Below are 11,362 nucleotides of genomic sequence, written 5' to 3'. Positions count from 1 at the left end.
TCAATAAGCATGTGGTTAATGTGGGCAACTATGTAAAGGAGTGATGGCGAGTGAGGTTAAATAAAAAATTAGAAACACAATTAAATTTATATAAAGAGTTCAATGAAAATCAAATTTTATTACATGAATTAAACAAAGCACTAAAACAACGTGACCAATACAAAACAGAACGCGACACACTAATCGACGACCTAACTTGGTATAAAGCGAAGGTTGAACGATTGGAACACGAAAACAAACGCCTAACACGCCTTACGCACAAACTAACTACCCACCGCATAATGTGGGATAACTTAAAGGATTGGCGTAGGGATATGCTGGAGATTGATAAGAATGATACACAGCTTATTGGTTTGGGATTGGTTATGGACGATTTAGAGAAACGACATTTGTATAAGGGGGACGAGTAGGATGAAAAAATTAATATTCAAACGTAATCATGAAGATGCAATCAAACCATATAGAGCAAACGCCACTGACAGCGGATTAGATTTATTCACATGTGAAGCTAAGTCGCTTGATCCAGGTGAAACTGCAATTATCGATACAGGTATTGCAATTCATTTAGATGAAGGATATGAAGCACAGGTTAGACCAAGAAGTGGTGTGACTGCTAAGACTAAATTGAGAGTACAACTTGGCACAATAGACAACTCATATCATAAGAGTATAGGCATCATCGTGGATAATATTGGCAAGCGACCAATTTCAGTAGATAAAGGTAAAAAGTTAGCACAGCTAGTTGTGCAGCGTGTAGAGTTACCAGAAATAACAGAGGTGGAAAGTTTTGAAAGAGAAAGTGAACGATCAGGATTCGGAAGTACAGGATACTAAAGACATACTTCAAAAAGTTAAGGAAGTGTTGAGGAAATGACACAGTATTTAATACGCACACTAACAGATTCAACCGGTCACCCTTTCACTCATGTAACTAAATCTCGAGAGAATGAAACGTATCAAGTGGTTGAGGCAGAGAGTAAGGAGCAGGCGAAAGAGAAGGCAAACACTTACAAGGAGGGCAACCAATGAAACTAATCAAACGTATACTATACATTTTATCTTTACTCGCACTATATGAGGTAAGTAAGTATGTTACAGAGCAAATACTAATTACATTAGAATCAAATGATGATGTAGAACAGCCATGTGATTACGAGAGGGTGTGTGATTAACATGTGGATAATCATTAGCATTATTTTAGGAGCAATCGCTGCAATATCACTTATATACAATGCAGTTAAAGATACGAAGATAGACGCACTTGAATATGAGGTGGCGTACTTACTAGATATTATATTTGATAATAACGGCGATGTTGTGTTTCGGTCAGGCGAGATTAAAGATGAGTGGGATAAACGGATAAAGTAGGTGTGGGAATAATGGTTGAGTGGAAAGATATAACTGGGTATGAAGGGTTGTACAAGATATCCAATTGTGGAGATGTTTGGAGTTGTAATAAGCAAGTTGTTCTAAAAAATAACGATAATGGCAATGGCTATTATAGAGTAAGCTTATATAAAAATGGTACTACAAAAAGTATGTATGTTCACAGATTAGTAGCATTAAACTTTATACCCAAAGCTGATGGGAAGAATATCGTGAATCATATTGATGAAAATACTACCAACAATAACGTAAATAATTTGGAATGGTGTAACCATAAAGAAAACTATTTGCATGGTAATACGTCTAAAAAATCAGTGGAATCAAGAAGAAACAGTGATGCTTGGAAAAGATCAGTAGATAAAAAAGGTGTAGCTGTTATAGGAGTAAATATTAAAACAAACCAAATACTAAAATATAAATCAGTAGCAGAAGCAGGAAGAAACGGTTTTGTTAGAGAAAGAATAAGTTTATGTATTAATGGAAAGTTGGATAAACACAGAGGATATAAATGGAGTAAAGCTAATTAATTCGGAGGTAACATATGTACAATGAATCAGAAGTAAGACAATTAATTACAGGCTATCATTGGCGTGTTAACTTGTTAGAACATAAAGTGTATGAATATGACAGTACATCTATTGGACAGTATGGTATAGAATCTGCTATGCCTAAAGCACAGGGTGGTACTGGAGATAAAGTGTTAGTCAGAGTAATACGTAATGATAAGGATAAAAAGCACTCACAGAAATTAATAGAAGAAATAGAGTTTGTTGATAAGCGAGAGCACTACATCACTAACGATAAGAACTATCACATACTGCAGTTGCTTAAACAAGGTGAGACTATCAAGACAATCGAAAGACTGTTAGGTATAAGCAGAAGAAGTATATATAGTCGTATAGATAAGATAGTAGATGTATATATGAAACACCAATGACCATTCACATATTGCACATATTGCACACATTACACACTATTATATTTATAACTATACTATGTTATATAATATCCATATAGGATAAGTTCCAGTGACTTATACATTAATACTATATTATAGCGAGGCACATCACTAAGTGGTGTGTCTTTCTTTATATGCTTATTGATATGAGTATATCACATGAATCACTATTGCTTATTAATATACTTAACAGTCATGATGATGTACTCATATGAGTATGTGTGCTTGATATAAGCAGAGAGGTAGAGTGGTCATCATGTATCTAATGCAAGGAGAGCAACTAAGTGATTGATTACAATGAATATAAAGAACGTAAACGTTTCTATAATAGTAAACAATGGCAACAAGTTAGACTCTATGTGTTGAAACGTGATAACTATGAATGTGAGTGGTGTAAAGAGGAAGGTAAAGTTACTACTGAAGGGTTAGAGATAGATCACATAGAAGAGTTGCAGGAAAGACCAGAGTTAAAATTGGAGCCAGATAATCTTCGCGTATTGTGTAAAGCATGTCACAACAAAAGACATACAAGATTTCAATACGGAGGAAATCAATTTAAACCAAAAGAAAATAAATGGAATGATGAGTTGTGGTAATTAAAATATATAAAATTTTTATTTAGTAATTAATATAGTAGTAATATTGTATAATTTTTTTATCTAATATTTATTTTAATACCCCCCGGGTTGAATTAAATTATTATATTTTGAAATCCGGAAGAACGGCGAGTTGGCTCGACTCTGCAACTTTTTAACAAAATGTCACATATAACCCCTATACCCCCGTACCCTATAACAGAAAGGAGCGTAAAAATGGAATTAAGTGCAGAACAACGCAAGGAACGCGACAAACTAGTCGCAAAAGAAGAAAAACGACTATTGGCAGTGTATGAAGAATTGCCTAACGATAAATTAAAGGTTGCACAAGGGCTTATCAAGCAAGCAGCACGTAATAGAGTGATGCTTAACTATATGTGGGAAGATATACAAGAGAATGGCGAGTATGATTTGTTTCAACAATCTCAAAATGTACCTGCATATGAGCGTGAGCGTCCTGTAGCAAGACTTTATAACACGCGTGACCAATCTTACCAACGCGCTATTAAACAACTAACTGACTTATTGCCTAAAGAGGCTAAGCCGGTTGAAACAGATGAACCTGTTGATGATTATGTATGATTAGTAACAAATATGTAGATGAATATATCAATCAATGGCGTGAAGGTAAGATAGTTTTAAATAAAGAAAGAGAACAGTTAATTGAATATCTTCAAAACACAGTATTGGTTAAAGATAATGTGTATTTTGATGAAGATAAGATTGATAAATGTATTAAGTTTATAAACAAATGGTATTTCCCAGTTCAACCTTTCCAAAAATTCATTATTGCTTTTATTTTCTTAATGGATAATGAAGTTGATTCGCCATACTTTACTGAATTTGCTTTATTCATGGGTAGAGGTGCTGGTAAGAATGGTTTCATTAGTGCAATTAGTGATTTCCTAACAACACCTATACATGGGATAAAGAAGTACGACATATCTATCGTTGCCAACAGTGAAGAACAAGCTAAGACTTCATTTAATGAGATATACGATGTTTTGCTAGAGAATAAACGCAATAAAACAGGTGAACGTCCTAAAGCTCCTTATGAAGTTAGTAAAACAGAAATTAAAAATAGAGCAACAGGATCTATCGTTAAATACAACACATCTAACACGAAAACTAAAGATGGTGGACGTGAGGGTTGCGTTATATTTGATGAGATAGCGATATATTCGGATTCAGATATGGTAAACGTAAAACGTGGTGGTTTAGGTAAGATTCCACATGATAGAACTTTCTATATCTCTACTGACGGTTATGTTCGTGAAGGATTTATGGACATGATGAAAGATAGAGTGTTAGAAGTTTTAGATGGAAACAACTTAAACGACCGAATTTTCCCTTTCTATTGCAAATTAGATGAAAGAACAGAAGTTGATGATGAAAGCATGTGGGAGAAATCAAATCCTATGCTGCACCCTCCATTAACTGGTTATGCACGTAACTTAAAACGTAAAATAAAAGAAGAATACAACGTTTTACACATTAATCGCTCTAACAAACCGGAGTTTATGACTAAACGTATGAATGTTCCAGATGTTGATGAGGAAAAAGTAGTTGCTTTATGGGATGAAATACTAGCAACAAATAAAGAAATGCCAAATTTAGAAAATAAAGCCTGCATTGGGGGTCTTGACTACGCTTTAGTTCGAGATTTTGCCAGTGTAGGCTTGTTGTTTAGAGATAATGATGAATATTATTGGAAAACACATTCGTTTATTCGTCGTGGTTTCTTAGAAACAACACATTTGGAACCGCCTATTGAGGAATGGGCTAATAATGGTTTGTTAACGATCGTTGATGATGATGTTATCGACATATCTTACATTGTGAATTGGTTCCAACAACAGCAACAGAAATACAATCTAGTTAAAGTTATTTCAGATAACTTCCGTACTGATATTGTTAGACGACCTTTTGAAGAGGCAGGCATACCGTTAGAAGTTATTAAGAATCCAACGGCAATACATGGATTGCTAGCACCACGTATAGATACAATGTTTGCTAAAAAGCAACTCACATTTGGTGACAATCCGTTAATGCGTTGGTTCACAAATAACGTTGCAGTTACTATGCAACCCGATGGTAGTAAGAAATATATTAAAAAAGATGAAGTAAGACGTAAAACAGACGGCTTCCACGCCATGTTACACGCGCTTTATCGTGCAGACGAAATATTAGAATACGATCAACCATTTATTATGGATGCAATTAACTTCTAGGAGGTGATTCCAATTTCAATTTTTGACCGAATTATGGGAAGAAACGAAGCAATAGAGTTTAGTTATGATTTTGAGCTATTGAGAGATACATCGCAGAAAGCCTACATAAAGCGTTGGGCACTAGATACATGTATTAATCATATTGCTAGGACAATCAGTCAAACAAAGTTTGAAATCATGGACGCAGGAGTGAAAGAAAACAATTCTACAACGTATTATAAGTTAAATGTTAGACCTAATACAGACGAAAGTGCAGCTACATTTTGGCAAAAGGTTATACGAAAATTAATTTACGACAACGAAGTGTTAATTGTGGTTACTGACACTAAGGATTTGATTATTGCAGATGATTTTGTTCGCGAAGAATATGCTTTATATGATGATATTTTCAAACAAATTATAGTAGATGATTTCGAATTTGAACGAAATTTCAAAATGAGCGAAGTTATCTATCTCGAGTATAACAACGAATCTATAAACAATTTGTTAAGTGGATTATTTAGTGATTACGGAGAAATATTTGGGAGATTATATCAAGCTAACTTGATGAATAACCAAATCAGAGCAACGCTAAGTACAGATGCTAACTTTACTTTAAATGATAAGTCACAGGAAGCAATGCAAAACTTCATTAACAAAGCATATGAAGCTTATGCAAGTAATGATATTGCTATTGTACCTATACAAAAAGGTTATACCTACGAAGAACATTCTTCGAAGAATGCTAGTAAAACATCGTCACAGATTGAAGATTTAGCTAAAGTACCTAATCAATTATTGAGTTATGTAGCACGTAACTTAGGAATTCCTGTAGGACTTATAAACGGTGATACGGCTGATATTGAAGCAATGACTGATAACTACATGAAATTCTGTATCAAACCTATTATTGAAAAAATAACTGATGAATTGAACGCTAAGTTGTTTAGTGAACGTGGTTATAAAGAAGGTAAACGAATCAAAGCTATATCTATAGACCAAAAAGGACCTTTAGAAGTGAGTGAAGCGGTAGACAAGCTCATTGCTAGTGGGTCGTTTAATCGCGACGAAATTCGTGAACTTACAGGTTATGAACCTATTGGAAGTGAAGAGATGCAGAAGTTTATTATCACTAAAAACTATCAAACTGTGGATGAAGAATCTACAGATAGTGAAGGAGGTGATATAGATGAGTAATAACGAAATCGATATTTACGGTTTTATCGATTCGATGACGGTTGAAGGTATGACTATTAGCCCACAAACAGTTAAAGACCAACTGAAAGAAATGAGCGATGAAAAAGAAATCATTGTAAACATAAACAGTCAGGGTGGTGACGTGTTTAGTGGAGTAGCTATATATAATATGCTTCGCCGTCAAAACGCACATATCACCGTAAATATTGATGGTTTGGCAGCGTCAATTGCTTCAGTTATTGCAATGGCTGGCGACACGGTTAACATGCCGAATAATGCAGTGCTAATGATTCACAACGCGTGGACAAACGTAACGGGAGATTCAAACGAATTTAAAAAACAAGCTGATTCGTTAGAAAGAATTAATTCAGTTGTGTTTAACAGTTATATCGACAAGAATCCCGACATTGATCATGCGCTTCTACGTCAGTATATGGACGAAGAAACATGGTTTACAGCTAATGAAGCAGAAGAATTAGGATTAATTGATAATATAACGCAAAGTACACGCGTTGCGGCAGCAGCGACATCAGTCTTATTAGGAGGTGACAACAATATGTCGAAACGTTTCAGAAACGAAGGTGAACCTACACAACCACAAGAGCCTAAAAAACAAGGTGAAGAAGTTACTGTTGAAGATGTGATGGATAAACTAGAAGAAATTTTAGAAGAAGTTAAAAAAGGTAATGAGGGCAAAGAAGATAACGAGCCTAAAGAACCTAAACAACCGGAACAACCGCAAAACAGCTTTGCAAGATTATTCAATATGCAAACAAAATAAATTATAAACAAAAAGGAGATTGAAAATTATGGCAATCGATTTAGAAAACAGAGAGCAATTTGAGAACTCTCAACAATTATTAAAGCAATTTTCAAATATGAGCCCGAACGCATCGGATGAACAAGTTAAAGAGAAATATACAGAATACATGAACGCATATAGCGAAGATTTAGCTAATGCTATTCGTCAAGATATGCAAAACGAACAAGGAGATAATGCAGTACTAAATGCACGTAAAGTTAATCGTTTAACTAACGAAGAAAAGAAATTCTATAACGCATTAGTTTCTGAAGATCATGTTAATACCGATACAAACTGGAAAGACGGAGAATTATTACCGGAAACAGTTATTGACCGTATCTTTGAAGATATTGAATCAGAACATCCATTATTACAACACATCAATATTAACCGTACAGGATTAAAAGCACGTGTTATTCGTTCTGTTCCTGAAGGTCAAGTAGTATGGGGTAAAGTGTTCGGAGAAATCCGCGGACAACTTGAAGCTACATTCTATGAACAAGACGTATCATTAGGTAAAGCTACAGCGTTCGTTGTAGTACCTAAAGACTTGAAAGACGCAGGTGTACAATGGGTTGACCGTTATGTACGTGCGCAAATTAAAGAAGCATTTGCAGTAGCAATTGAGAAAACTGCAGTTGTTGGTGAAGGTGCCGCTAAAGATCAACCAGTAGGATTAATGAAAGAAATTAACCGTACAAATGGCGCTGTTTCTGATAAAGCAGTAGCTGGTACTTTAACATTAGCTGATGCTAAAACTTCAATTTCTGAAATTGGTGGTGTAATCAAAAACTTATCCACTAAAGAATATTATGACAAAGATGGTAATGTTAAAAATTCTAAAGGTGCTAGCGTTTTAAATAACGTTGTTATCGCATTAAACCCTGCAGACTACATTTACACAGGTGTAGCGTTCATGCAATTACACAATGGTCAATTTGTTAGTCCAATTCCATTTAATGTAACATTTGAACAATCTGAATTTGTGCCTGCAGGTAAAGCAGTAGCATTCGATAAAACACGTTACAACTTCTATGCTGGAAGCGAAGTAATTGTACGTGAATTCGACCAAACATTAGCTTTAGAAGATATGGATTTATATACTGCTAAACAATTCTTATATGCTGAACCGGACGACAATAAAACTTCATTTGTATATGATGTAGACTTTTCAAGTTTAGGTTCTACTGACAATACAGTTGTTACACCAGAAGCATAATAAGGAGGTTTTATAGATGGCAGAGTATAAAGTGTTACAACCTTATAAAGATAAGCAATTAGGACAAGATTTAAAAAAGAATGCCAAAGTAGAGATGACTGTCAAACGTGCTGATGAAGTAGAAAATACTTTAAAAGCAAATGGTTTTGACGGTCCTTTTTTAGAACGAATCAAAGAAAAGAAGTGATGTAAATGATTACACCACAACACGTTGAAGAATTTAAAGCACGCAATCGTATTTTCTATGATATGGAAGATGAACGAATAAAACGTGATTTAGAAATGTCATATGAAGATATAAAGCAAAAATGCGGTAATTTTTCATTGGAAGAAATTTCACTTGGTCGTGAATTGGTTTATGAGCGTACAAGATATGTATTCAACGATAAATTAGAAGAATTTCACAATAACTTCTTATCTAGCATTGTCCAATTTCAAATAATTAATATGGAGGTGCCAGATGATGGCACAACAACGTAGACAAATGGTAACAGGTGGCGAAATGCGAACGCCTGTTACTTTTTATATTGCAAAACCAGGTGATGACTTCTTTCCAGGTGAGACTGTGAACGAAGTTTATTATAAATGTTTTGCAAATGTTTATCCCCCCTCTCAAAAAGATTTGGACATGACAGATAATAAAGCGAGTATAACAATGGTGACGTGGTATCCAATGGGGAAAGAAATCACTGACGATATGTACTTTGAAATTGACCTCCCAAGATATAAAGGTAAACATTTTAATATAGTGCAAATTGACGATGATACAGATTTCCACATGAATATAAAAATCATTGGAGAATACTCGAAATGAGTGTAGAAATAGAAGGCACACATCAAATGTTGCGTAAAATCGGTGAAAAATACGGTGAAGCTAAAATGCTAAAAGCTCAAGATAAAGCACTAAGAAATGGTGCTAATTATTTTACATCTGTATTAAAGGATAATTTTGAAATATTTAAAGATACAGGTGCAAGTATTGGTGAGATTACAGTTACTGAACCGTATTTCATTCATGGTAATACTCGTATGGTAAAAGTACATTGGGAAGGTTCACAAAACCGTTATGCAATCATTCACATAAACGAATGGGGTTCTGTTAGAAAACCGAATCCAAGAGGTAAAGGTGCAATTGCTAGAACAATGTTTATGACTGAAACACCTTACAGAGAAGTAGTAAAAGATACGTTAGAGGAGGAACTGTAAATGTTTGATATGTTGAAAACTTTACAAAAATATCTATTAAAAAACGCAACAATTGCTCAACATTGTACAGGCCGTATTCGAGCGTATCACTACGATGAAACAGCCGATACTTCTGGACCGTATATACTCATTAGCCCGTTGATAGCACCGCAACCATCAACTTATGCGAGTGACACAAATTTATCGACTGAATATTTATATCAAATTGATGTACGTGGTCCTAATTACGATATTGTGAAGTTGCTACAAGAAGAAATAAGAAAAACATTGTGGGAGATTGGTTTTCATCAACGTGATGGTATTGATCAGTATGACCACGAAATTAAAATCTATATGGATGCACGTAGATATCGTGGTAATCCATATACGATAGATGAATTAAGACATATCGATAAAGAATTAACTGAATAGGCAAGCCTTTCGTAAATGACGGAGGGCTATTTTTTATGCCTAAATTTAAGGAGGAAATATAAATGGGTAGATATAATGCTGCGACAGGCTTAGGAAAAATGTATTATGCAGTTTTAACAGAACAACCAGATGGTTCAGTTCAAATTGGAAACATTAAAGACGTTGATTACGTTCAAGAAATGGAATTAGAATTCGGCGAAGAATTAGAACGTGCATACGGTTCAAACAAAGTAGCTGAAATTGCGAAATCTGCTGGTGAAACTACACTTTCACTAACTTTCCACAAATTACCAATTGATGTTCAAAAAGACTTATTAGGTTTAATTGAACACGATACAAATGCAAACGTATATGGCTTCGGTAGTTCTAGTGGTATCACTTACACTGCAGTAGCTATTCCAAGAACTATGGAAGATGGATCAATGGAATGGTTTGGATTATCTAAAGGTGTATTCACTCGTCCTAATAAAGAAGGCCAAACAAAAGAAGATGGTGTGGAATTCGGTTCAGATGAAATTGAAGGTCAATTCATGGAACGTGCAGTTGGTGGATTTGATGAAGAACTAGCTGTAATTATGGCTTACGAGCCTAAAGGTTCTACTGAAGGTAAAGATGCTGTATTCCAATCAATCTTCGGTAAAACAGAAAACACAACAGAAACAGAAACAGTACCTGAAGCATAAAGATATTAGACGACTGTAAAAGGTCGTCTATTTTTGTATACAAAAATAGTAAATAAATCTAAATTATTCGGTCAAATATAAAACCCGATGAAAAAGGAGAACATAAATTATGACAAAGAAATATATTGAATTACAAAACGAACAAGGTGAAAAACAAAAATTCCATCAACCTGCTTTCATTAAAGGTAGTGTTGCTCGTAAAGGTATGCGTATTGGTAAAAAAGCTTCTAAGTTACAAAATCCTGAAGGCTTAGATGATAATTTCGAAGATGAGTTTTTAGATGAATTATATAACTTTGTAGCAAATGACTTATACGATGGTCAATTTACAGCACAAGAATTTGAGGATGGATTGGATGTACATGAGGTCATGAACGTAGCTATGGAACAATTAGCAAGTGTCATGGGAGATGACGAGGGAAAGACGAAGAAATAGACGACTCTCGTTTAAAAAGTGAAGATTTTACATTTGAAAAACAATCGGAATATCTGGACACACTCTATAAGGAACTTATGGAGAATGGTTGGAAAATGCCAGATATAGATAATGCTGATATTTATCAAATGTTGAGAATAATGAATGACAAGAAAAAATCTAAAACTAAACGAGTTGGAAAAAATGACAGCCTAATTGGAGCAATAACTGGGAAAGACCCACGTCAATCCAGTTAGGCTCTTTTTTTATACCTAAAGA

The 11,362-nt window shown here is 34.6% G+C and carries 21 protein-coding genes; all 21 read left to right on the top strand.

Annotation, left to right across the window (positions count from 1 at the left end; all coding sequences use genetic code 11):
* The first annotated feature begins 50 nt into the window (after positions 1-50).
* The 21 genes from CD036_RS03615 to CD036_RS13010 all read left to right on the top strand — a co-directional run bounded on the left by CD036_RS03615 (position 51) and on the right by CD036_RS13010 (position 11,340).
* Positions 51-410, top strand: coding sequence for a hypothetical protein (locus CD036_RS03615; protein ID WP_103388003.1), 360 nt, complete (start codon positions 51-53; stop codon positions 408-410).
* 1 nt (position 411) lies between these two features.
* On the top strand, positions 412-834 hold the full coding sequence (gene dut, locus CD036_RS03610; RefSeq protein WP_103388002.1) for a dUTP diphosphatase: 423 nt from the start codon (positions 412-414) through the stop codon (positions 832-834).
* A gap of 36 nt (positions 835-870) precedes the next feature.
* The gene (locus CD036_RS03605) at positions 871-1,029 is read left to right on the top strand and encodes a DUF1381 domain-containing protein (protein ID WP_103388001.1); all 159 of its coding nucleotides are present in this window, start codon (positions 871-873) and stop codon (positions 1,027-1,029) included.
* On the top strand, positions 1,026-1,172 hold the full coding sequence (gene rinB / locus CD036_RS03600) for a transcriptional activator RinB (protein ID WP_103388000.1): 147 nt from the start codon (positions 1,026-1,028) through the stop codon (positions 1,170-1,172). Before CD036_RS03605 ends, rinB begins: the two co-directional genes overlap by 4 nt.
* 1 nt (position 1,173) lies before the next feature.
* On the top strand, positions 1,174-1,368 hold the full coding sequence (locus tag CD036_RS03595; RefSeq protein ID WP_103387999.1) for a DUF1514 family protein: 195 nt from the start codon (positions 1,174-1,176) through the stop codon (positions 1,366-1,368).
* 11 nt (positions 1,369-1,379) lie between these two features.
* Complete coding sequence (locus tag CD036_RS03590) at positions 1,380-1,913, top strand: NUMOD4 domain-containing protein (protein WP_103387998.1); 534 nt, start codon at positions 1,380-1,382, stop codon at positions 1,911-1,913.
* 14 nt (positions 1,914-1,927) lie between these two features.
* Positions 1,928-2,323: a helix-turn-helix domain-containing protein gene (locus CD036_RS03585; protein ID WP_103387997.1), complete on the top strand. Its 396-nt coding sequence runs from the start codon at positions 1,928-1,930 to the stop codon at positions 2,321-2,323.
* 305 nt (positions 2,324-2,628) lie between these two features.
* Positions 2,629-2,940, top strand: a complete 312-nt coding sequence (locus CD036_RS03580) for an HNH endonuclease (RefSeq protein WP_103387996.1) — start codon at positions 2,629-2,631, stop codon at positions 2,938-2,940.
* A 216-nt stretch (positions 2,941-3,156) separates the two neighbouring features.
* Positions 3,157-3,522 (top strand): hypothetical protein, encoded by a 366-nt coding sequence (locus CD036_RS03575; protein WP_103387995.1) that lies wholly within the window; start codon positions 3,157-3,159, stop codon positions 3,520-3,522.
* Positions 3,519-5,171, top strand: coding sequence for a terminase TerL endonuclease subunit (locus CD036_RS03570; RefSeq protein ID WP_103387994.1), 1,653 nt, complete (start codon positions 3,519-3,521; stop codon positions 5,169-5,171). Before CD036_RS03575 ends, CD036_RS03570 begins: the two co-directional genes overlap by 4 nt.
* 33 nt (positions 5,172-5,204) lie before the next feature.
* Positions 5,205-6,347, top strand: a complete 1,143-nt coding sequence (locus CD036_RS03565) for a phage portal protein (RefSeq protein ID WP_244913819.1) — start codon at positions 5,205-5,207, stop codon at positions 6,345-6,347.
* Entirely contained in the window at positions 6,340-7,128 is a 789-nt protein-coding gene (locus CD036_RS03560; protein ID WP_103387993.1) for a head maturation protease, ClpP-related, read from the top strand. Before CD036_RS03565 ends, CD036_RS03560 begins: the two co-directional genes overlap by 8 nt.
* A 28-nt stretch (positions 7,129-7,156) precedes the next feature.
* Positions 7,157-8,368, top strand: coding sequence for a phage major capsid protein (locus CD036_RS03555; protein WP_103387992.1), 1,212 nt, complete (start codon positions 7,157-7,159; stop codon positions 8,366-8,368).
* Positions 8,369-8,384: 16 nt separating this feature from the next.
* A complete protein-coding gene (locus CD036_RS13120) occupies positions 8,385-8,555 on the top strand; it encodes a hypothetical protein (protein ID WP_172606420.1) in 171 nt (56 codons plus the stop codon).
* Positions 8,556-8,560: 5 nt separating this feature from the next.
* A complete protein-coding gene (locus tag CD036_RS03550; protein WP_103387991.1) occupies positions 8,561-8,848 on the top strand; it encodes a hypothetical protein in 288 nt (95 codons plus the stop codon).
* Complete coding sequence (locus CD036_RS03545) at positions 8,832-9,182, top strand: phage head-tail adapter protein (protein WP_103387990.1); 351 nt, start codon at positions 8,832-8,834, stop codon at positions 9,180-9,182. Before CD036_RS03550 ends, CD036_RS03545 begins: the two co-directional genes overlap by 17 nt.
* A complete protein-coding gene (locus CD036_RS03540) occupies positions 9,179-9,574 on the top strand; it encodes a hypothetical protein (RefSeq protein ID WP_103387989.1) in 396 nt (131 codons plus the stop codon). Before CD036_RS03545 ends, CD036_RS03540 begins: the two co-directional genes overlap by 4 nt.
* Entirely contained in the window at positions 9,575-9,985 is a 411-nt protein-coding gene (locus tag CD036_RS03535) for a hypothetical protein (RefSeq protein WP_103387988.1), read from the top strand. It abuts the gene before it with no gap.
* Between the two features lie 62 nt (positions 9,986-10,047).
* Complete coding sequence (locus CD036_RS03530) at positions 10,048-10,668, top strand: major tail protein (RefSeq protein WP_103387987.1); 621 nt, start codon at positions 10,048-10,050, stop codon at positions 10,666-10,668.
* A 109-nt stretch (positions 10,669-10,777) separates the two neighbouring features.
* On the top strand, positions 10,778-11,104 hold the full coding sequence (gpG, locus tag CD036_RS03525; RefSeq protein ID WP_103387986.1) for a phage tail assembly chaperone G: 327 nt from the start codon (positions 10,778-10,780) through the stop codon (positions 11,102-11,104).
* Entirely contained in the window at positions 11,101-11,340 is a 240-nt protein-coding gene (locus CD036_RS13010; protein ID WP_258027386.1) for a UPF0158 family protein, read from the top strand. Before gpG ends, CD036_RS13010 begins: the two co-directional genes overlap by 4 nt.
* Positions 11,341-11,362: the final 22 nt, after the last annotated feature.

It is taken from the genome of Staphylococcus arlettae (assembly GCF_002902345.1).
Taxonomy (GTDB): Bacteria; Bacillota; Bacilli; order Staphylococcales; family Staphylococcaceae; genus Staphylococcus; species Staphylococcus arlettae.
Note: the sequence above shows the minus strand (reverse complement) of the source record. Positions and strands in the feature narration are given on the sequence as shown.